At 62.3% G+C, this 20,413-nt stretch carries 20 protein-coding genes; 9 read left to right on the top strand and 11 right to left on the bottom strand.

Features of this window, described 5'->3' with window-relative positions; translation table 11 throughout:
- Positions 1-273: 273 nt before the first annotated feature.
- The 4 genes from CXK94_RS21815 (at position 274) to CXK94_RS21800 (ending at position 3,956) form a co-directional block, all read left to right on the top strand.
- Positions 274-1,611 (top strand): TRZ/ATZ family hydrolase, encoded by a 1,338-nt coding sequence (locus CXK94_RS21815; protein WP_102895839.1) that lies wholly within the window; start codon positions 274-276, stop codon positions 1,609-1,611.
- Positions 1,612-1,762: 151 nt separating this feature from the next.
- Positions 1,763-2,461, top strand: a complete 699-nt coding sequence (gene ubiG, locus CXK94_RS21810) for a bifunctional 2-polyprenyl-6-hydroxyphenol methylase/3-demethylubiquinol 3-O-methyltransferase UbiG (protein WP_037037166.1) — start codon at positions 1,763-1,765, stop codon at positions 2,459-2,461.
- Entirely contained in the window at positions 2,461-3,132 is a 672-nt protein-coding gene (gene mupP, locus CXK94_RS21805; RefSeq protein WP_102895838.1) for an N-acetylmuramic acid 6-phosphate phosphatase MupP, read from the top strand. The genes ubiG and mupP overlap by 1 nt, the downstream gene beginning before the upstream one ends.
- Positions 3,133-3,215: 83 nt before the next feature.
- A complete protein-coding gene (locus CXK94_RS21800) occupies positions 3,216-3,956 on the top strand; it encodes a YciK family oxidoreductase (RefSeq protein WP_037037162.1) in 741 nt (246 codons plus the stop codon).
- A 51-nt stretch (positions 3,957-4,007) separates the two neighbouring features.
- Here the strand turns inward: CXK94_RS21800 and rluB are convergent, their stop codons facing one another.
- The 5 genes from rluB to prmB form a co-directional block, all read right to left on the bottom strand.
- Entirely contained in the window at positions 4,008-5,138 is a 1,131-nt protein-coding gene (gene rluB / locus CXK94_RS21795; protein ID WP_102895837.1) for a 23S rRNA pseudouridine(2605) synthase RluB, read from the bottom strand.
- A gap of 100 nt (positions 5,139-5,238) precedes the next feature.
- Positions 5,239-5,883 carry a bifunctional 4-hydroxy-2-oxoglutarate aldolase/2-dehydro-3-deoxy-phosphogluconate aldolase gene (locus tag CXK94_RS21790; RefSeq protein ID WP_102895836.1) on the bottom strand — a complete coding sequence of 215 codons (645 nt, stop codon included), beginning with the start codon at positions 5,881-5,883 and terminating at the stop codon, positions 5,239-5,241.
- Positions 5,884-5,900: 17 nt separating this feature from the next.
- Positions 5,901-6,614, bottom strand: coding sequence for a 6-phosphogluconolactonase (gene pgl / locus CXK94_RS21785; protein ID WP_102895835.1), 714 nt, complete (start codon positions 6,612-6,614; stop codon positions 5,901-5,903).
- Positions 6,601-8,070, bottom strand: coding sequence for a glucose-6-phosphate dehydrogenase (gene zwf / locus CXK94_RS21780; protein ID WP_102895834.1), 1,470 nt, complete (start codon positions 8,068-8,070; stop codon positions 6,601-6,603). The genes pgl and zwf overlap by 14 nt, the downstream gene beginning before the upstream one ends.
- A gap of 294 nt (positions 8,071-8,364) precedes the next feature.
- Positions 8,365-9,288 (bottom strand): 50S ribosomal protein L3 N(5)-glutamine methyltransferase, encoded by a 924-nt coding sequence (gene prmB, locus CXK94_RS21775; RefSeq protein ID WP_102895833.1) that lies wholly within the window; start codon positions 9,286-9,288, stop codon positions 8,365-8,367.
- Positions 9,289-9,609: 321 nt separating this feature from the next.
- On the opposite strand from prmB, the gene CXK94_RS21770 reads away from it, so the two are divergent.
- The 4 genes from CXK94_RS21770 (at position 9,610) to folE (ending at position 11,885) form a co-directional block, all read left to right on the top strand.
- Complete coding sequence (locus CXK94_RS21770; protein WP_102895832.1) at positions 9,610-10,209, top strand: cysteine hydrolase family protein; 600 nt, start codon at positions 9,610-9,612, stop codon at positions 10,207-10,209.
- A 79-nt stretch (positions 10,210-10,288) separates the two neighbouring features.
- Positions 10,289-10,606 (top strand): hypothetical protein, encoded by a 318-nt coding sequence (locus CXK94_RS21765; protein WP_102895831.1) that lies wholly within the window; start codon positions 10,289-10,291, stop codon positions 10,604-10,606.
- Between the two features lie 70 nt (positions 10,607-10,676).
- Positions 10,677-11,234 carry a Smr/MutS family protein gene (locus CXK94_RS21760; protein ID WP_037037150.1) on the top strand — a complete coding sequence of 186 codons (558 nt, stop codon included), beginning with the start codon at positions 10,677-10,679 and terminating at the stop codon, positions 11,232-11,234.
- Positions 11,235-11,339: 105 nt separating this feature from the next.
- Entirely contained in the window at positions 11,340-11,885 is a 546-nt protein-coding gene (folE, locus tag CXK94_RS21755) for a GTP cyclohydrolase I FolE (protein ID WP_037037148.1), read from the top strand.
- A 32-nt stretch (positions 11,886-11,917) separates the two neighbouring features.
- Here the strand turns inward: folE and CXK94_RS21750 are convergent, their stop codons facing one another.
- Positions 11,918-12,520, bottom strand: coding sequence for a glutathione S-transferase family protein (locus tag CXK94_RS21750; protein ID WP_102895830.1), 603 nt, complete (start codon positions 12,518-12,520; stop codon positions 11,918-11,920).
- Between the two features lie 44 nt (positions 12,521-12,564).
- Entirely contained in the window at positions 12,565-13,731 is a 1,167-nt protein-coding gene (locus CXK94_RS21745; RefSeq protein ID WP_102895840.1) for a PLP-dependent aminotransferase family protein, read from the bottom strand.
- Between the two features lie 80 nt (positions 13,732-13,811).
- On the opposite strand from CXK94_RS21745, the gene CXK94_RS21740 reads away from it, so the two are divergent.
- Complete coding sequence (locus CXK94_RS21740; RefSeq protein WP_037037142.1) at positions 13,812-14,255, top strand: MarR family winged helix-turn-helix transcriptional regulator; 444 nt, start codon at positions 13,812-13,814, stop codon at positions 14,253-14,255.
- Positions 14,256-14,404: 149 nt separating this feature from the next.
- Here CXK94_RS21740 and rpsA read toward each other — a convergent pair whose 3' ends face one another.
- From rpsA to hisC, 4 genes are all read right to left on the bottom strand, one after another.
- The gene (rpsA, locus tag CXK94_RS21735) at positions 14,405-16,087 is read right to left on the bottom strand and encodes a 30S ribosomal protein S1 (protein WP_037037140.1); all 1,683 of its coding nucleotides are present in this window, start codon (positions 16,085-16,087) and stop codon (positions 14,405-14,407) included.
- Between the two features lie 193 nt (positions 16,088-16,280).
- Positions 16,281-16,970 (bottom strand): (d)CMP kinase, encoded by a 690-nt coding sequence (cmk, locus tag CXK94_RS21730; RefSeq protein ID WP_102895829.1) that lies wholly within the window; start codon positions 16,968-16,970, stop codon positions 16,281-16,283.
- Entirely contained in the window at positions 16,967-19,198 is a 2,232-nt protein-coding gene (locus CXK94_RS21725; RefSeq protein ID WP_102895828.1) for a bifunctional prephenate dehydrogenase/3-phosphoshikimate 1-carboxyvinyltransferase, read from the bottom strand. The genes cmk and CXK94_RS21725 overlap by 4 nt, the downstream gene beginning before the upstream one ends.
- A gap of 8 nt (positions 19,199-19,206) precedes the next feature.
- Positions 19,207-20,316 (bottom strand): histidinol-phosphate transaminase, encoded by a 1,110-nt coding sequence (gene hisC, locus CXK94_RS21720; RefSeq protein ID WP_102895827.1) that lies wholly within the window; start codon positions 20,314-20,316, stop codon positions 19,207-19,209.
- Positions 20,317-20,413 lie beyond the last annotated feature (97 nt).

The following is a 20,413-nucleotide window of genomic DNA, read 5'->3' as shown; positions in this document are numbered from 1 at the left end:
GCCAGTGCAACCTCTTTATTTCGCTAACCTTTTGATTTACAAGAGGTTTTGCTTGAGGACTGCGCCGGAAGTGGTGCGCATTATAGGGACCTGATTTCCCCCGTCAACCGTTTATTTCGGGTTTATTTGCATTTACTCGAACGCGGGACAATTGCTATCGCAAGCACACCGCTACTCTATCTATAGCCCAAGTACGGACAGCGCTTTCACCTTCCTTCAAACTGAACCTGCCAGCTATTACACTAGTGCTTCCTATCCGTTCATGGCTTTCCCATGCCTCAGCACAGCCTCGCACCGCTAGATATTCTTCTGTTCCCCACCTGGCTTGTTCCGGTCGAGCCGGCAGGGGTTGTGCTCAAGGGACATGGGCTGGGCATCCGGGATGGCCGGATTGCGCTGATCGCTCCCCGGGCCGAGGCACTCAAGCATCACGCCAGGGAAGTGCGGGAACTGCAAGGAATGCTGCTGGCACCCGGCCTTATCAATGCCCATGGCCATGCCGCGATGACGCTTTTCCGTGGCCTGGCCGATGATCTCCCGCTGCAGACCTGGCTTCACGACCATATATGGCCGGCCGAGTCTCGCTGGGTCGATGAACAGTTCATCCGCAGCGGCAGCGAGCTGGCCATTGCCGAACAGCTGAAAAGCGGCATCACGTGCTTTTCCGACATGTACTTCTTCCCGAATGTGATCAGCGAGCTGGTACACAAGCATGGGATTCGCGCGCAGATCGCCATTCCGGTACTGGACTTTCCGATTCCAGGCGCTCGCGATGCAGATGAAGCGCTACGCAAAGGCGTCGCGCTGTTCGATGACCTGAAGCATCATCCTCGCATCAGCGTGGCGTTTGGACCGCATGCCCCATATTCGGTAGCAGATGACAAGCTGGAAAGCATCCGCATCCTGGTCGCGGAAATGGACGCCGGAATCCATATGCATGTGCACGAAACCGCACATGAGCTCCAAGAAGCGCTGCGCAAGCACGGAGAGCGCCCCCTGGCCCGACTCGCCCGCCTGCAACTGCTTGGCCCCCGCTTCCAGGCAGTGCACATGACCCAGATCGACGACGAGGATCTGGCGTTACTCACGGAGCACAATTGCAGCGTCATTCATTGTCCGGAATCCAATCTCAAGCTCGCCAGTGGCTTCTGCCCCGTCGAACGGCTTTGGGAGGCTGGCATCAACGTGGCCATTGGCACCGATGGCGCGGCAAGCAACAATGATCTGGATCTGCTGGGCGAAACACGTACCGCGGCCTTGCTGGCCAAGGCGGTTGCGGGCTCGGCTACGGCACTCGATGCCCACCGCGCGCTTCGTATGGCAACGCTCAATGGGGCACGTGCACTGGGACTGGATGACCACACCGGCTCCCTGGAGCTGGGCAAGTTCGCCGACCTCGTCGCATTCGACCTTTCCGGTCTGGCGCAGCAACCGATATACGATCCGGTTTCACAACTGATCTATTCGGCCGGGAGAGACTGCGTCCGCCACGTCTGGGTAGGCGGCAAGCAACTGCTGAATGACCGTTGCCTGACGCGCATGGACGAAGAGCGACTGATCGCCAATGCTCGTCAGTGGGGCGAGAAGATCGCGAGCACCGACAAACTCTGATGCGCGCCCTCCATCGCCGAGGGCATCGGCAATACCGCGACAAACTGACATACAACGATAGGCACCTGTAGCGCCCTTCGTCTGACGGAAGCTGGCAACATGAGCGTTTGCAGCTCAAGCTTCTCCCTCAAGCTTTCAAACGGAACGCACCATGAGTAACGTCGACCACGCTGAAATCGCCAAATTCGAAGCCCTTGCACACCGCTGGTGGGATCGCGAAAGCGAATTCAAGCCCCTGCACGAAATCAATCCACTGCGGGTGAACTGGATAGACGAGCACGCCTCTCTTGCCGGCAAGAAGGTCATCGACATCGGGTGCGGCGGCGGAATTCTCAGCGAAGCGATGGCACACCGCGGCGCCCAGGTAACCGGTATCGACATGGGCGAAGCCCCCTTGTCCGTTGCGCGCCTGCATCTGCTCGAATCCGGGCTGGAAATCGATTATCGGCAAATCACCGCCGAAGCCATGGCCAGCGAATGCCCCGGACAATTCGATGTCGTCACCTGCCTCGAGATGCTCGAACACGTTCCGGACCCGGCATCGGTCATTCGCGCCTGTCATGCACTGGTCAAGCCCGGTGGACAGGTGTTTTTTTCGACGATCAACCGCAACCCGAAGGCTTACGCGTTCGCCATTATCGGAGCGGAGTACCTGCTGCAGCTGCTGCCGCGCGGAACCCATGATTTCAAGAAATTCATCCGCCCATCCGAACTAGGCGCCTGGAGCCGCGATACGGGGCTGGCCGTCAAGGACATCATCGGCGTCACCTACAATCCGCTGACCAAGCAGTACAAGCTTTCCGCGAATGTGGACGTCAACTATATGGTCCAGACGATCAAGGAGGCTTGATGCGCCTGCGCGCTGTTCTGTTCGACATGGACGGTACCCTGCTCGATACCGCTCCCGACTTCATCGCCGTAGCCCAGGCTATGCGCCTTGCCCGAGGGCTTCCTCGCGTGCCGGACCAGCAGATCCGCGATGTCGTATCAGGCGGGGCCAGGGCCATGGTACTCAGCGCGTTCGACACGGACCCGTTTTCGGCTGAATTCGAAGCGCTGCGGCTGGAATTCCTCGAGCGCTACCAGGAGCACTGCGCCATATACAGCCATCTTTACGATGGCATGGCCGAGCTGCTCGAGGACATCGAGCATGCCAACCTGCTCTGGGGAGTGGTCACCAATAAGCCCCTGCGCTTCGCCGAGCCGATAATGCAGCAGCTGGGCCTGGCTTCACGGTCTGCCGTGCTGGTCTGCCCCGACCATGTCAGCAAGAGCAAGCCCGATCCCGAACCCATGTTGCTGGCGTGCCGCCAGCTCAACCTCGATCCACGCACGGTCTTGTTCGTGGGCGATGACCTGCGGGATATCGAGTCCGGCCGCGCCGCGGGAAGCCGTACGGCCGCCGTACGCTATGGCTACATACATCCCGAGGACAACCCTGATCACTGGGGCGCCGACGTGGTGGTGGACCATCCTCTGGAGCTGCGCAACGTACTGGAACGCGCACTCTGCAGTTGCTGAGGCAACGGCTTTCTGAATACCAGTTCGACCTTTTCGCGCCGCACTGCCGGGCGCCACTGTTCATAAGATAGACGAGGCACACGATGTTCGAGTATTCCGCCCGCCCCGACCTTCTCCAGGGGCGCATCATCATGGTTACCGGCGCCGGTCGCGGCATTGGCGAGGCAGCCGCGAAAGCCTATGCCGCACATGGCGCCACCGTTCTTCTGCTGGGCAAGAACGAAGAGAACCTGAACCGCGTCTATGACGATATCGAGGCGGCAGGACATCCGCGCCCCGCCGTCATCCCCTTCAACCTGGAGACCGCGCTGCCGCATCAATACGACGAGTTGGCCGCCATGGTCGAGGGCGAATTCGGACATCTCGACGGCCTTCTCCACAACGCAGCCATCGTCGGCCCCCGCACGCCGCTGGAGCAATTGTCCGGAGACAATTTCATGCGCGTGATGCAGGTGAATGTCAGCGCGATGTTCATGCTGACCAGCACGTTACTGCCGCTGCTCAAGCTTTCCAAGGATGCCTCGGTGATCTTCACATCCAGCAGCGTCGGCCGTAAGGGACGCGCCTACTGGGGTGCCTATGCGGTATCGAAGTTCGCCACCGAGGGCTTGATGCAGGTGCTCGCCGATGAGGTGGAAGACACCGCTGCGGTCCGCGCCAACAGCGTCAACCCGGGTGCCACCCGCACCGACATGCGCGCCAAGGCCTACCCCGCGGAAAACCCTGCGGCCAATCCGTTGCCGGCAGAGATCATGCCCGTCTATCTGTACCTGATGGGTCCGGACAGCGCTGGCGTCAACGGGCAGGCCCTGAACGCACAATAGAGCCGCTACGCTTGGGGCTGGAACCAGCCCCAAGGTCATCCCGTGAGATGATCAAGGACGTTTTGCACGCTCACCACGGCCATCGTTGCCTGCCGCGCCCCGCTTCTTGCCAGCGCCAGGCCGGGAATGGCCGGATTCGTCACTGCGCTTGCCGCCCTTGCGAACCGAATCTCCCGGACGCTCGGCAACCGCTGTCCCCCTGCCCTTGCCGCCGCCATGTGGTTTGCGGGCAGCCTGATCGGCACGAGGGCCGTGCGCTTTTTCCGCAGTGCCATGTACATCGGCTTCGTTCGCCGGACGCAGAGTTCGCGACCGCCGCTCGCCACGACCGAGCGGCTTCGCCACCTTGCGTTGCATGCGGTCGATCTTCTCTTTGGCCTTGGCTTTCATTGCCGGGAGTGCCACCGGCTTGAGACCGACTTCCTCACTGAGGATGTCCACCTCCGCCTGCGACAACTCGCGCCAGCGGCCCATGGGCAGATCGGAGGTCATGAACACCGGCCCGAAACGAACCCGCTTCAGCCGGCTAACCACCAGCCCCTGGGACTCCCACAGGCGGCGAACCTCGCGATTACGGCCCTCCATCACCACGCAGTGGTACCAATGGTTGAGCCCCTCACCGCCCGGCGCCTCCTGGATGTCAGTGAAACGTGCCGGCCCGTCTTCGAGCATCACGCCGGTTTTCAGCCGCTCGATCATCTCGTCGTCGACCTCGCCGCGGACACGTACCGCATATTCGCGGTCCATTTCATAGGAGGGATGCATCAGGCGGTTGGCCAACTCGCCATCGGTAGTGAACAGCAGCAGGCCGGTGGTATTGATGTCGAGGCGACCGATGTTGATCCAGCGGCCTTCTTTGGGGCGCGGCAGCCGGTCGAATACCGTGGGGCGGCCTTCGGGATCGTTGCGGGTGCAAATCTCGCCGTCGGGCTTGTTGTAGATCAGCACGCGGCGAACCGATTCGCTGGCTTCTTCGCGTTTGAGCAGACGGCCATCGACGGCGATCGCGTCATGCGAGTCGACACGCTGGCCCAGGCTCGCAATGGCCCCGTTGACCTTCACCCGCCCCTCGCCGATCCATTTCTCGACGTCGCGGCGCGAGGCCATACCCAGACGGGCAAGCACCTTCTGCAGTTTTTCGCCGTGGGCAACGTGTGCGGTCGTGTCTTCGTGTTCGGTCATCTGGGCACCTCCCGGTGTGGCATTCCGATTGAAAGGGCGCGAATCATACGCGTATCGGTGATAGCGCGCACCAAGGGATAGCGAATCACGCTCCGTTTCCCTAACCCAACGCGGCAAGCGCCTCGGCGGTGTTTCGCTGTATCCGCGCCCAATCGCCGTTCTTCAGGCTTTGTGCATCGATCATCCAGGTACCGCCGACGCACATCACGTTCGGCAGAGCCAGATACTGGGCCGCGTTCGTGGCATTGATGCCGCCGGTAGGACAGAAACGCACATCCGCGAAAGGCCCGCTCAATGCCTTCAAGGCGGCGATACCACCACAGACCTCCGCAGGGAACAGCTTGAAGCGACGATAACCCAGCGCATAGCCCTCCATGACATCCGATGCACTACCGGTACCCGGCAGCAACGGTATGGAGCAGCTCACGCCGGCCTCGAGCATTTCCCGCGTGGAACCGGGCGTCACGATGAACTGTGCACCGGCAGCCTCCACCTCGTCCATCATGCGACGGTCCAGCACCGTTCCGGCACCGACGCACAAGTCGGGGCGCTCTTCGCGCAGGCGGCGAATGGCGGTGATGCCGTGAGGCGAACGCAGGGTGATCTCCAATGTATCGAGGCCGCCGGCAGCAAGCGCGTCGGCCAACGGCAAGATCTGCTCCTCGCTACCGATCGTGATCACCGGAAGAATCCGGGCACGCACGCAAAGGGTTTCGATCAGGGCGTTTTTCTGGTCCATGGTCATGAAAGAATCCTCGGGCCTCATGGGCACCAGTAAATTTCCAGCGGGGAATGCAGGAACGCGCGAATCGGCATCTGCTGGGCATCAGCATTCAATGCCGCACGCATGGTTTCGAGCTTGTCGGTACCCTGGATCGCCAGGCACTGCATCCGGGCGGAGGCCAGTAAGGGATAGGTCAGCGTAATCCGGCACTCGGGGGCAGCCGGCGCGTGCATCGGCAGGCAGCGTTCCGGGCAGTCATGCCGCAGCGCATGCGCAAGGTTCGCATTGCCAGGAAACAGCGAAGCCGTATGTCCATCGTTCCCCATGCCCAGCACGAGCACATCGATGGGACGGGTGAATTCCAGCAACGCCTGATCGGCTAGCCGCGCCGCATCCTCGAGCGCATCCGCAGGCCGATAAAGCCCGAACAGCTGCGCCTCGGCCGCGGCGTTCCGTAATAGATGGCGGCGAACCAGGCCCTCGTTGCTCGCGGGGTCGCTTGGCGGCACCCAACGCTCATCGGCCAGGCCGACCTGCACCCTGGACCATGGAAGTTCCCGCCGCGAGAGTTCCTCGAAGAAGGCAACCGGGCTGCGCCCGCCGGATACGACGAGGCTGGCCACACCATGGGTTTGCACGGCATACGCGAGCGCCTTGGCCACCCCGTCGGCCAGCAGTTCCGCCTGTCGCTGCGCATCGGCCGAACTGTGGGCAATAACGCCAGTGGGCAGATCGAGTTCAGAGATCGCCATACCAGGACCTCCCGTCACGCGTGATGAGGGCAATCGAAGCGACCGGCCCCCAGGAGCCGGCCGGATAAAGTTTGAGTTCTGCACCGAGCCGGGTCCAGCCGTCGATCAACTGATCGCACCATTGCCAGGCGTACTCGATCTCGTCCCGGCGCACGAACAGGTTCTGGTTGCCCTGCATGACTTCCAGCAGCAGGCGCTCGTAGGCATCCGGGATTCGAGCGCTCTTGTAGGTCTCGGAGAAATTCAGCTGCAGAGGGCCGCTGCGAAGATGCATCCCCTTGTCCAGGCCCTGCTCCTTGGTCATCACCTGCAGGGAGATTCCTTCGTCCGGCTGCAAGCGAATGATCAGGCGGTTGCTGATCAACGAGCGCTGCTCCGGGGCGAAGATATAGAACGGCGGCTCCTTGAAATGGATGACGATCTGCGACAGTTTCTGCGCCATGCGCTTGCCGGTGCGCAGATAGAACGGGACGCCCGACCAGCGCCAGTTGCAGATATCGGCCCGCAGCGCCACGAAGGTTTCGGTACTGCTTTCGGTATTGGAATTCTCTTCTTCGAGATAACCGGGAACTGCCTTGCCTGCGACATTCCCGGCAGCGTACTGGCCCCGGACCACACGCTGGTGAATGCTTTCGGGCGTAAGCGGCGCCAGCGCCTTGAGCACCTTGACCTTTTCGTCGCGAATGCTGTCCGCCGTGAGGTTGCTCGGCGGGTCCATGGCGATCAGGCAAAGCAGTTGCAGCAAATGGTTCTGGACCATGTCGCGCAGTTGGCCGGCCTGATCGAAATACCCCCAGCGCCCCTCGATCCCCACCGTTTCGGCAACCGTGATCTCGACATGCGAAATGTGGTGCTGGTCCCACTGCGTCTCGAACAGGCTATTGGCGAAACGCAGTGCAATGAGGTTCTGTACGGTCTCTTTGCCCAGATAGTGGTCGATGCGATAGATACGGTTCTCGGGGAAGTACTGCGCCACGGCATCGTTGATCACCCGGGACGATTCCAGGTCATGCCCGATCGGTTTTTCCAGCACCACTCGCGCCTGCTCGGCAAGCCCGGTCGCTGCGAGGAATCGGCAGATATCGCCGTAGACGGAGGCCGGTGTGGCGAAGTAAGCAATCAGCGGCAGCTCCGCCGGCACGCACTCGGCAAGCGCCGCGTAACCCTCACCCTGGCGAAAATCCATCGTCAGGTACTCAAGCCGGGCAGCGAAACGCTGGAGCGTCCGCTCGTCCAGCTCGCCCGCCGGAATGCGGTTGTGCAACGCCTGCTCGATACGGGCCTTATGGAGCGACGGCTCACCCGGCTCGCGGGATAATGCCAGTATTCGGGTGTCGGCATGCAGCAGGCCGGCCCGATCCAGTTGATACAGGGCGGGAAACAGCTTGCGCAGCGCCAGATCGCCCAAGGCGCCGAACAGGGAGAAAGTGATGGCCTCTAGGGTAATGCCTGGCATGGTCTTTCCGCTTGAAATACAAAAATCTCGATGCAGCCAGAAATACAGCTTAAGCACGACGATGGCTAGCCAAACAGCCCAAATCGATGAATGCCGGCGTCGCGGCGATCACTCAGGAAATACTGGCGCCACCCCAACAGACACGATTGCTCGGCAAATGCTCAAGAGACCATGAAAAAAAAATCGAAAAGAGCGCGAATACGTTAATGCTTCGATAAATTCCCGCAACACCGTATCGGCGTAGCGCCAACAAGCAGCGAACGAAGCCCTGCCCGCTGCTTGGCCGAATCGAGGTTAAATGGGCGCCGTCCGAGAGCGGAACAGCGCCTGGTGCTCCCGACACTGTCTGGCGGCAAGCAGGAATACCCCATGGCCACCACGGGCGAATTCCAGCCAGGTGAAATCCACTTCAGGATACAAAGTCTGGACATGGGTCTGGCTGTTGCCGACCTCGATGATCAGAACGCCATCATCTGTAAGGTGATCCGCAGCTTCGGCGAGCATACGCCGCACCAGATCCAACCCATCATCGCCACAGGCCAAACCCAATGCAGGCTCATGGTGGTATTCCTCAGGCATGTCGGCGAAATCCTCGGCATCCACATACGGCGGATTGGACACGATCAGATCGAAGCGCTGGTTCGGCAAGCCCTGAAAACCGTCGCTCTGCACCGTGTAGACGCGCTCGTCGAGGCCATGGAGTTCGATATTCCGGTTCGCCACCTCCAACGCCTCGAACGAAAGGTCAGCCAGCACCACCTCGGCATCGAGAAACTCATAGGCGCAGGCGATGCCTATGCACCCCGAACCGGTACACAGATCGAGAATCCGCGCGGGCGACTTGTTCAGCCATGGCTCGAAGCGCTGTTCGATGAGTTCGGCTATCGGCGAGCGTGGAATGAGCACCCGCTCATCCACGATGAACGGCAGCCCGCAGAACCAGGCTTGCCCCAGCAGGTAGGCCGTCGGCACACGTTCCTCGATGCGCCGACGCAAGAGCGCCTGCAGATGGGCACACTCATCCAGCTCGAGGCGACAATCCAGATAGCTATCGGACATTTCCCAGGGCAGATGCAACGCGCCGAGCACCAGTTGGCGGGCATCATCCCAGGCGTTATCGGTGCCGTGTCCGAAATAGAGTTGCTCTGCCTGGAATCGGCTGACAGCCCAGCGAATATAGTCACGCAGGGTACGCAAACGGGAGAGCGAAGCGGTCACGGGAGCATCTCCTATGAAAAAGGGCGCGCGAGTTTAGCAGGCGTATGGAAACGCGAGCTACGGCGGTTCCAAGCGTCGGTCGTCAAGTGCGAACAAGCCCGACGCGATCTGTAAATGACCCATTTGATTGAAGCATCCAAAAGCTGGGCGCAGTACCCTTGCGGCCCGGTATAGAACCTGCTGTCTTCACTGGCCATCCAAGCGGATACGAGTATCGAAATCCGCAACCAGGGATTCATCCGGCGAATCATGGGGCCGGGCGGTTCACATCGTCGCGTTCTGGCGCCACAATCAGCCCCCTCACAGTACAAGGAGTCGATAATGACCAAGCCACAGACCATGCTTCAGCTCAGTGGCCGCAGCTATAACCCGGCAACGCTGGCGAACGCCACCCTGCTGGTCATCGACGTGCAGGAAGAGTACCGCAACGGCGTGCTTGCCCTGCCTGCCCTGGACCGGGCATTGCCTGAAATCACCCGCTTGCTGGCCGCCGCGCGCGAAGCCGGCGCGCCGGTCGTGCACGTGCATCACCTGGGCATCAGTGGGGGGTTATTCGACCCCCAGGGTTTTCGCGGCCAGATCATGCCGGAAGCTGCGCCGCAGCCGGGTGAAGCCGTGGTCGCCAAACGACTGCCGAATGCGTTTTCCGGCACCGAGCTCCATGAACTGCTGCAGAAGATCGGCCGCCTGGACCTGATCGTCTGCGGATTCATGACTCATTCGAGCATCAGCACCACCGTCCGGGCCGCCAAGGATTACGGCTACCGCTGCACCCTGGTCGACAGTGCCTGTGCGACCCGCAACCTGCCCATGGGTGACGGCAGCATCGACGCCGAACAGGTCCATCGGATGGAAATGACCATACTGGCCGACAATTTCGCCGTCTGCGTACCCGACGTTGCGGCACTGACCCAGCGCTGATGCCCTCTCCTGCGCACTCTTGCATGGACCCGACGGAGCGCTCCCGGTCATAGCCAGACGACAATCAGAGGTAACCGGAATGAAGCAATCCGATGGCTTCGATGCCCGCCGCCTACGCTCCCGCGGAGCCAGAGGCTGGCCCCTGCGTCTCGGTGTGCTCTTCGGCGCCCTGCTCGCGATGCTCGGCACTCTGATGACCCTCACGGGCCTGGCTTCTCTACTAGGCCGCGGCGAGGCGCTTGGCGCCCTGGGAACGAGCGACGCCGGCGCCGTTGCATCGGGGCTGGGCGTGGCCATACTGCTGGTTGGCGTATTCATCTGGCGCCGCTGCCGGCGCCGATTGCGCCAGCCAAACGAATTGAGCATGGCACGGCACCTGATGAAGAAGCGCGACTGAGCCGAGGAGCCACGCGAACCCCGCCTGGGCAACATGACTGGGGTAAACTGATGCCCTGTCCGGAGGCCCCATGCAAGACGACGACTTTTCCCTTTTCCACTCCGCCGTACGCGGCGTCAAACCGATCAAGCACGAGCGCGCCGAAACCGGCAAGCCACGCAGCAACCGTGAACAGATCGCCAGCCGGCGCGCCAATGCCACCAGTCGAAATGAGCAGACTCGTGTCGACGGCCTTTCCGACCAGTTCGTCATCGACGTGGGCGCCGAAGACGAACTCTACTGGGCCCGGGACGGCGTGCAGGATAGCCAGATACGCAAGCTGAAGGCCGGCCAGATACCCTTCGAGGGCAGCCTCGACCTGCATGGATTGAGCGTGGAGAAAGCGCGCGAGCAGCTGTGGGACTTCATCGCCGAAGCGACCAGGCTCGAGATCCGCTGCGTTCGCGTCACCCACGGCAAGGCGGCGAGGCTGGATGGCAAGCGGCCGCTGATCAAGAGCCACGTCAATACCTGGCTGCGGCAACATCCACAGGTGCTGGGCTTCACCTCCTGCCTTCCCCGCCACGGCGGAACCGGAGCCCTGTATGTGATGCTCAAGCGCACCATGCTGGAAGGCCGTGACGAATGACCGAATCCCGCGCGCCGACGCCGGCATGGTGCTTCGCACTTGCCAGCGGAGCGGCCTCCACCTACCCTTCGCGTTCGCGCCCCATGAACCCTGACAGGTAGTTCAATGTCCCTGGAACAACACTACACCGCGATCCTCGGCCAACTCGGCGAGGACGTTACCCGCGAGGGTCTGCTCGACACGCCCAAACGCGCCGCCAAAGCCATGCAGTACCTGTGCAAGGGCTATCAGCAGACGCTCGAGGAAGTCACCAACGGTGCGCTGTTCAGCTCCGACAACAGCGAGATGGTGCTGGTCAAGAACATCGAGCTGTATTCGCTGTGCGAACACCACATACTGCCCTTCATCGGCAAGGCCCACGTAGCCTATCTCCCCAACGGCAAGGTGCTCGGCCTGTCGAAGGTCGCCCGGATCGTCGACATGTACGCCCGTCGCCTGCAGATCCAGGAGAACCTGACCCGCGAGATCGCCGAGGCGGTACAGCAGGTCACCGACGCCGCCGGCGTTGCAGTGGTCATCGAGGCCCAGCACATGTGCATGATGATGCGGGGCGTGGAGAAGCAGAACTCGTCGATGGTCACCTCGGTGATGCTTGGCCAGTTCCGCGAGAATGCGGCGACCCGTAGCGAGTTTCTCGGATTGGTCAAATAAAAAGGGGCGCTTCCTGGCGCCCCCTTTATCCATCAATCGAACATTCCCACATGCCGCGGGTGGCTGGCGACGCGCTGCAGCCACTGGCGAATGGCCGGATAGCCGTCGAGCAGGAAGCCCCCCTCCTCGGCCACATGGGTGTAAGCATATAGCGCGACGTCGGCAATCGAGTAGTGATCGCCCACCAGGTAAGGCGTCCGCAGCAGTTGCTGTTCCATCACGTTCAGAGCATGGTAGCCATCGAGCTGCTTGGCCTCGTACTCCTCGCGACGCTCCTCGGGCATGCCGAGGTAGACCTTGATGTAGCGCGCCACGGCGATGTAGGGCTCATGGCTGTACTGCTCGAAGAATTGCCACTGCAGCACCTGGGTACGTAGTCGCGGGTCGCCGGGCAGGAATTCGCTACCTTCGGCAAGGTAATTCAGAATCGCGTTGGACTCCCACAGGCAGGAGCCGTCTTCGAGTTCCAGCACCGGGATCTTGCCATTCGGGTTCTTCTTCAGGAACTCCTCCGAGCGCGTCTCGCCACGCAGAATATTGACCGGAATCCATTCATACGGTTTGTCGAGCAGGTGCAGCAACAGCTTGATCTTGTAGCAATTACCCGAACGGTAATCGCCATAGACTTTCAACATGACCCCCTCCGATTCGCCCGCGCCACGCGGGCCGATGTGAAATCTTAGGCTGCCTCCAGCGCGATGGCCTCGCGAATGACACCAGCCAGCCGGCGCAGCCCCTCGCCTAGGCGCTCGGGTGCGACATGGCTGAAGTTCAGCCGCAGATAGCCTGGATTGGCGTCCGGATCGACGAAAAACGGTTCACCCGGCATGAACACGACGTCCTGCGCCAGCGCCTGCTTGAGCAGCGTGCGCGTGTCCAGTGGCTGCTTGAGCGTCAGCCAGAAGAACAGTCCACCTTGCGGCGTCTCCCAGCTCGCCAGATCGCTGAAATGCTCCGTCAGTGCGGCCTGCATGGCGTCGCGGCGAATACGGTAGAAATCGCGCAGCTCCGCCAGGTGCGCACGGTACTGGGGGCTACCCAGCCACTGCAGCGCCTGCCATTGTCCGATGCGATTGGTATGCAGGTCGGCCGACTGCTTCAGCCGCAGCAGATAGGGAAACAGATCCGGCGAAGCGATCAGATAGCCCACGCGCAAACCGGGCAGCAACGTCTTGGAAACCGTACCGGTGTAGATCCAGCTGGCACGCTTCAGGCGCGTCACGATCGGCGTCGCGCTGCCCTGATCGAATACCAGCTCGCGGTAGGGCTCATCCTCCAGCAACGTCACGCCGAATTCATCCAGCAACGCGGCCACGGCGTCGCGCTTGGCCTCGCTGTAGCGCACAGCAGAAGGGTTCTGGAAGGTCGGAATCAGATAGGCAAAAGCCGGCTTGCGCTGCTCCAACGTTGCTCGCAGCGCATCCAGCTGCGGGCCGTCCGCCTCCTGCGCAACCGCCAGGCATTCCGCGCCGAACAGCTGGAACGCCTGCAACGCGGCCAGGTAGGTCGGCGCCTCGACCAGCACCTCGGTGCCCGGGTCGATGAACAACTTCGATACCAGATCCAACGTCTGCTGCGATCCGCTGACGATCAGCACCTGGCTCGCCTCACAGGCGATGCCCAGCGCCCGGGCCTCGGCCGCGATAGCCTCGCGCAGGGCAGGCTCGCCTTCACTCATGCCGTACTGCCCCATGCTCGCGGGCAGCTCGGCCCAGTCGACCTTGGGCAGCATCGGTTCGGCCGGCAGCCCGCCGGCGAAGGACATGACCTCCGGGCGCTGCGCCGCAGCGAGGATTTCACGGATGAGGGAACTTTTGAGGCGGCTGATGCGTTCGGAGAAGGCCATTTCCATACCAGATGCGAAGAGATGCAAAATAAGTCAAACTTCTTGACCGAAATTACGCCTACCACGCCAAATACGTCAATATGCCTGACCTAAAAAAAAGCGCCGTGCAACGGCGGATAATGGAAAGCTTTTTCCACGGCTACCGGGCCTTCACGGCCAAGCCCGACGAGATGCTGGCACGCCGCGGACTGTCGCGGGTGCACCACCGCATCCTGTTCTTCATCGCCAGCTACCCCGACCTCAGCGTCAAGGAGCTGCTGGGCTACCTCGGCGTATCCAAACAGGCGCTGAACACGCCGCTGCGGCAGCTGATCGAAATGCATCTGGTGGAAAGCCTCACCGCCGAGGATGACAAGCGCAAACGCATGCTGCGCTTCACCGCAGAGGGCGCGAAGCTGGAACAGGCCCTGCGCCGGGAACAGGTGCGGCTATTGCAACGGGCGTTCGACGACACCGACGAGCAAGCGGTCGAAGGCTGGCTGGCAGTGAACCAAGCCCTGGCGCTCGAAAGGAGTCGAGGCTGAGCGCAACCAGGATTGTCTTTCCCACGCGCACAAAAACTTCCGGGAGAAGCTTTTAACGTCGCTTGCGACGCGCCGAAGATGACCGCCAGGGTTAGCAGGCCAAAAAAAAGGGCGACCGAAGTCGCCCCTTTTTCATGAAGAACCCGAACTTAGTTCTGGTTTTCCATCTGTGCACGGATCAGATCACCGATGGTGGTCGGGCCGGTGCTTTCAACTTCCTGCTTGGTGCGCAGCTCTTTCATCGCATCCTTCTCGTCTTCGACGTCCTTGGACTTGATGGAGAGGCTGATCACGCGGGACTTGCGATCGATGCTGATGATCTTGGCTTCGACTTCGTCGCCTTCCTTCAGCACGTTGCGCGCGTCTTCGACGCGGTCGCGGCTGATTTCGGAAGCCTTCAGAGTGGCCTCGATATCGTTGCCCAGGTCGATGATCGCGCCCTTGGCATCAACTTCCTTGACGGTACCGCGCACGATGCTGCCCTTGTCGTTCACGGCGGCGTAGTTGGAGAACGGATCGTCTTCCAGCTGCTTGATGCCCAGGGAGATGCGCTCGCGCTCCGGATCGACCGAGAGAATGACGGTGTCCAGCTCGTCGCCCTTCTTGAAGCGGCGCACGGCTTCTTCACCCGGCTCGTTCCAGGAGATGTCGGACAGGTGAACCAGACCGTCGATGCCGCCGTCCAGGCCGATGAAGATACCGAAATCGGTGATCGACTTGATGGTGCCGGAGATGCGGTCGCCCTTGTTGAACTGGCTGGAGAAGTCTTCCCACGGGTTGGACTTGCACTGCTTGATGCCCAGGGAGATACGACGACGCTCTTCGTCGATGTCCAGAACCATGACTTCCACTTCGTCGCCGACCTGTACGACCTTCGACGGGTGGATGTTCTTGTTGGTCCAGTCCATTTCGGAAACGTGCACCAGGCCTTCGACGCCCTCTTCCAGCTCGGCGAAGCAGCCGTAGTCGGTGAGGTTGGTGACGCGGGCCATGACGCGGGTGTTTTCCGGGTAACGGGCCTTGATGGCCACCCACGGGTCTTCGCCCAGCTGCTTCAGGCCCAGGGAGACGCGGTTGCGCTCGCGGTCGAACTTCAGCACCTTGACGTCGATCTCGTCGCCGACGTTGACGATTTCCGACGGATGCTTGATGCGCTTCCAGGCCATGTCGGTGATGTGCAGCAGGCCGTCCACGCCGCCCAGGTCGACGAACGCGCCGTAGTCGGTGAGGTTCTTGACGATACCCTTGACCTGCTGGCCTTCCTGCAGGGATTCCAGCAGGGCTTCGCGCTCGGCGCTGTTCTCGGCTTCCAGGACGCTACGACGGGAAACGACAACGTTGTTGCGCTTCTGGTCCAGCTTGATGACCTTGAACTCGAGTTCCTTGCCTTCCAGGTGAGTGGTGTCGCGCACGGGGCGGACATCGACCAGGGAGCCCGGCAGGAACGCACGGATGCCGTTGACGTCGACGGTGAAGCCACCCTTGACCTTGCCGTTGATGACACCCTTGACCACTTCTTCTGCAGCGAAAGCCGCTTCCAGAACAATCCAGGATTCCGCGCGCTTGGCCTTTTCACGGGACAGCTTGGTTTCACCGAAGCCATCTTCAACCGCGTCCAGAGCAACGTGGACCTCGTCACCCACACTGATGGTCAGCTCGCCCTGCTCGTTGTAGAACTGCTCGACCGGGATGACGCCCTCGGACTTCAGACCGGCATGCACGGTGACCCAGTCACCGTCGATGTCGACCACGATACCGGTGATGATGGCGCCCGGCTGCATGTCGAGGGATTTCAGGCTTTCTTCAAAAAGTTCTGCGAAGCTTTCGCTCATGTTGATTCCTGCTGTTTTCGGACGGAAATCCGCCCAATCTCCACATTCCAGACAATGTGGGTTCATTCATATAAAAAAAGGCCTGTGGGACTGGATCTGGTCTCCCACATGCCTCCTTGTTAACAGCCCGATGCAGGCAGTGCGTCGGCCCTGCTTCTCATCCAGGCTGCCTGGCCGCCTTTCGGCGTTCCGGTTATCCGGCGAAATCGCGGCTGGCGACTTCGCTCAGGATTCTTTCCAGTACCTGCTCGATGGAGAGTGTAGTGGAATCCAGCTGAACCGCATCTGCTGCCGGTTTCAGCGGCGCTACGCTACGCTGGGTATCGCGCTCGTCACGCGCCCGAATCTCCTCAAGAAGACTCGCGAGATTAACATCATCGCCCCGTGCCTTCAACTGCAAGAAGCGTCTGCGCGCGCGTTCCTCGGCACTGGCGGTGAGGAATATCTTCAATGGCGCATCGGGGAACACCACCGTGCCCATGTCGCGGCCATCGGCCACCAGGCCCGGAGCCTCGCGAAAGGCCTTCTGCCGCTGCAGCAACGCGGTACGCACCACCGGCAGCGCAGCCACCTGCGAGGCGCCGGCGCCCACCTGCTCGTTGCGGATGGCCTCGGTGACGTCCTCGCCCTCGAGGATGATGATCATCCCGTGGCCGTCGCGTGCAGGTCCGAACTGCACATCGAGATGCTCGGCGAGCACCTTGAGCGCTTCCTCGTTGGTCAGGTCGACCCCGTGGTTACGCGCCGCGAAGGCCAGCAGGCGGTACAGCGCGCCCGAGTCGAGGAAATTCCAGCCGAGCTTGCCGGCGAGCAGCGCGGCGACCGTGCCCTTGCCCGAACCGCTCGGCCCGTCGATGGTGATGACCGGCACCGGCCTGATCATGAGCCGCCCTCCGAATGAACCCGCATGCCGGCCCGTTGGGCCAGTGCGAGGAAGTTGGGAAACGACGTCGCCACGTTGGCGCAGTCATGAATACGGATTGGCGCACTGGCGCGCAGCGCCGCCACGCTGAAGGACATGGCGATACGGTGGTCGCCATGCGCCCAGACCTCGCCACCGCCAATGGGGCCGCCCTCGATGACGATGCCATCCGGCGTCGGCTCGGCCTTGACACCCAGGGTCTGCAGGCCGTCGGCCATCACCTGGATACGATCCGACTCCTTGACGCGCAGCTCCTCGGCGCCACGCAAGGTGGTGCGACCCTGGGCGCAGGCGGCAGCGACGAAGAGCACCGGGAATTCGTCGATCGCCAGCGGTACCAGCTCCTCGGGAATATCGATGCCCTTGAGCTGGGCACCGCGCACACGGATGTCGGCTACCGGCTCGCCGCCCACTTCACGCGGGTTCTCCAGCGAGATATCGGCGCCCATCAGCTTGAGAATGTCGATCACGCCGGTACGGGTCGGGTTGATGCCGACATGCTCGAGCAGCACGTCGGAGCCCTCGGCGATACTGGCCGCCACCATGAAGAAGGCCGCCGACGAGATATCCGCCGGCACTTCGATATGCGTGGCATGCAGCTTGTGCCCGGGCTCGACGGTGGCGGTGCTGCCCTCCACCTGTACCGGATAGCCGAAACCACGCAGCATGCGCTCGGTATGGTCGCGCGTCGGTGCCGGCTCGGTCACCGAGGTGCGGTCGGCCGCATACAGGCCAGCCAGCAGCAGGCAGGATTTCACCTGGGCGCTGGCCATGGGCATCTCGTAATACATGCCGGACAGCCGCTGGCCGCCGCGAATGGTCAGCGGCGGGCGCCCTTCCGCCGCCGTCTCGATCACCGCGCCCATCTCCCGCAGCGGCTTGGCGACGCGGTTCATCGGCCGCTTGGACAACGAGGCATCGCCGGTCAGGGTGGTGTCGAACGGCTGGGCAGCGAGCAGGCCGGCGAGCAGGCGCATGGAGGTGCCGGAGTTGCCGAGATAGATCGGCCCGGGCGGCGCCTGCAGACCGCGCAGGCCTACGCCGTGCACGGTCACGCGACCCTGCTGGGGCCCCTCGATGACCACACCCATGTCGCGGAACGCCTGGATGGTCGCCAGGGCGTCTTCGCCTTCGAGAAAGCCTTCGACCTCGGTCGTGCCCTCGGCCAGGGAGCCCAGCATGATCGAGCGGTGGGAAATGGACTTGTCGCCCGGGACACGCAGATGGCCGGTCAGGCTGCCGCCCGGATTGGCCAGGAAGATCAGGTCATTGGAATGCATAACGTCCACATAGGCTCTGCGAGCCAGTATTTTGCTGAAATGTTCCCGGGCTGCGCGGGCGCGCGTGAACACGCCCAGCAAGGTATGCCCGTCGCCCTCATCGACCGCGGCGCGCAAGGCATCGAGGTCGGCACGAAAATCGTCCAGGGTGTGCAGTACCGCCTCGCGATTGGCGAGGAAGATGTCGTGCCACATCACAGGATCGCTGCCGGCAATCCGGGTGAAATCGCGAAAACCACCTGCCGCGTAGCGAAAGATTTCGAGATTCTCGTGGCGCTTGGCCAACGAATCAACCAGGCCGAATGCCAGCAGGTGCGGCAGGTGGCTGGTCGCGGCGAGCACCTCGTCGTGATGCTCGACGTCCATGTGCTCGACGTCGGCGCCCAGCGCGGCCCAGAGCGCACTCACCAGCGCCAGCGCGCCGGGATCGGTATTGTCCAGCGGTGTCAGGATGACCTTGTGCCGGCGAAACAGCGTGCCCTTGGCCGCCGTGACGCCGCTCGCTTCCGATCCCGCGATCGGATGCCCGGGCACGAAGCGCGCCGGCATGCTACCGAACACCTTGCGCGCGCAACGCACCACATTGCCCTTGGCGCTGCCCACGTCGGTGATGACCGCATCGCCCAGGTCCAGTTGCGCCAGCTCGCCCAGCAGCCTTTCGAGGGCCAGGATCGGCGTCGCCAGCTGGATCAGGTCGGCATCACGGCAGGCTTCGGCCAGCGTATCGGCGCAGCGGTCCACCACACCCAGTTCGACCGCCAGCTCGCGTGAGCGCGTATCCAGATCGAAACCGACCACCTCGCGGCACAGCCCCGCCTCACGCAACCCCTTGGCGAAGGAACCGCCGATCAACCCGAGCCCGATCACCACCAGGCGGTCGAGAACGGGCTCGGCCCGCCGCGCGAGCATGGTTTGGCTCACGGGACGAGCACCTTGCGCAGCACCTCGAGAAAGCGCGCGTTTTCCGGCTCGGTCCCGATGGACACGCGCAGGAACGTCGGCATCCCGTAGCCGGCGACCGGGCGCACGATCACCCCTTCACGCAGCAGCGCCTGATTGATCGGCGCGGCGTCGCGGGCGAAATCCACCGCAATGAAGTTGCCCTTCGAAGGAATCCAGCTCAGCCCCAATTGGCGGAAGCCTTCCTCCAGCTGCCGCATACCCGCATCGTTGAGGCGACGGCTGGCGGACAGGTAATCGGCGTCATCCAGCGCGGCGCAAGCCGCCACCAGAGCGAGGCTGTTGACGTTGAATGGCTGGCGGACGCGGTTGAGCACGTCGGCGATGACAGGCGAGCTGATCGCATAACCGACGCGCAAGGCCGCCAGGCCGTAGGCCTTGGAGAAGGTGCGCGACACCAGCAGGTTCGGATGGTCGGCAAGGAAGGCCAGACCGTCGGGCAGCGCGTTGCCCTCGGCATATTCGATATAGGCCTCGTCGAGCACCACCAGCACATGCGGCGGTACGCGGGTGAGGAAAGCGCCCAGCGCGTCGGCATCGAACCAGGTGCCGGTCGGGTTGTTCGGATTGGCGATGAAGACCACGCGGGTATCTGCATCGATGGCGGCCAGCATCGCCTCGAGATCGTGCCCCCAGCTCTTCGCCGGCACCGCACGGCCTTGCGCGCCGACCGCCTGGGTGGCAATGGGGTAGACGGCAAAGGCATGGGCGCTGAATACAGCGTTCAGCCCCGGTGCCAGATAGGCGCGGGCGACCAGTTCGAGAATGTCGTTGGAACCGTTGCCCAGCGTTACCTGATCGACACCCACTGCGTAGCGCTCGGCCAGCCGCTGCTTGAGAACGAAGCCGTTGCCGTCCGGGTAGCGGGTGAGTTCCGCCAGTTCGGCCCTGATCGCGTCCAGCGCTTTCGGACTGGGGCCCAGCGGATTCTCGTTGCTGGCCAGCTTGACGATACCCGCCGGGTCCAGATTCAGTTCGCGCGCCAGTTCGTCGACCGGCTTGCCCGGCACGTAGGGCGACAGCTTTTGCACACCCGGCTGGGCCAGGGCGAGGAAATCACAGGGCATATTCAGCTCCGCTGGAGCTGAAAGCCTGAAGCCTGAAGCCTGAAGCCTGAAGCAATCCACACTGCCCCGGAACTTCCAGCTTCCAGCTTCCAGCTTC

Source organism: Stutzerimonas stutzeri (assembly GCF_002890915.1).
In the GTDB taxonomy this organism is placed as follows: Bacteria; Pseudomonadota; Gammaproteobacteria; order Pseudomonadales; family Pseudomonadaceae; genus Stutzerimonas; species Stutzerimonas stutzeri_AF.
The sequence above is the reverse complement of the archived record's forward strand: the minus strand, read 5'-3'. Positions and strand labels throughout refer to the sequence as shown.